This window comes from Helicobacter sp. 23-1048 (assembly GCF_053654545.1).
Genome location: NZ_JBSIUT010000004.1, coordinates 1 through 465, shown reverse-complemented (window position 1 = coordinate 465; position 465 = coordinate 1). Strand labels below are relative to the sequence as shown.

Annotated in this window: 1 protein-coding gene; it reads left to right on the top strand. The window is 35.9% G+C overall.

Translation table 11 applies throughout. From position 1 onward, the window contains the following. Window positions 1–89 precede the first annotated feature (89 nt). Window positions 90–215: a hypothetical protein gene (locus tag ACWIWK_RS09055; RefSeq protein WP_454152477.1), complete on the top strand. Its 126-nt coding sequence runs from the start codon at window positions 90–92 to the stop codon at window positions 213–215. The last annotated feature ends 250 nt before the right edge of the window (window positions 216–465 follow it).

The window sequence follows — 465 nt, the reverse complement described above, 5'->3', positions numbered from 1 at the left end:
AATAAAATTATTTCTCATTATTTAAGCTAGATTTAAGATTTTATGTGTTAGATTCCTCAATTTTATTTTATATTTTGTAGGAATTGATAATGAACGCTAGAATCTTGTGTGTTGCATTTGTGCTCTGTGGCTTTGCATTAAGCGATGAGTTAGAGCAATCATTGAAGAGTGCAATTACCCCCCCCCCCCCGAAACACAAGATAACAATCAAGTAGAAAATAAAAAGGATTTACAAAAAGTCCAATTAGGTAAAGTAACTGCTACGGCGGAGAGAGAATTTGAAGCCTATCAAAGTGGTAATCAAATTGGACGAGAAATGTTAGATTCTAATCCAAGTGGAAATGGGGATATTACAAGTATTCTTAAAATCTTGCCAAATGTGCAGTTTGATAACTCTCAATTAAAATCCACCACGCCCGGCGAAATCGACCCCGCCAACATATCCATAAGCGGAGGGCTTTTTTA

Excerpts from the sequence above, each read along its gene's own strand:
- ACWIWK_RS09055 (WP_454152477.1), top strand. The coding sequence starts at position 90 with ATGAACGCTAGAATCTTGTGTGTTGCATTTGTGCTCTGTGGCTTTGCA.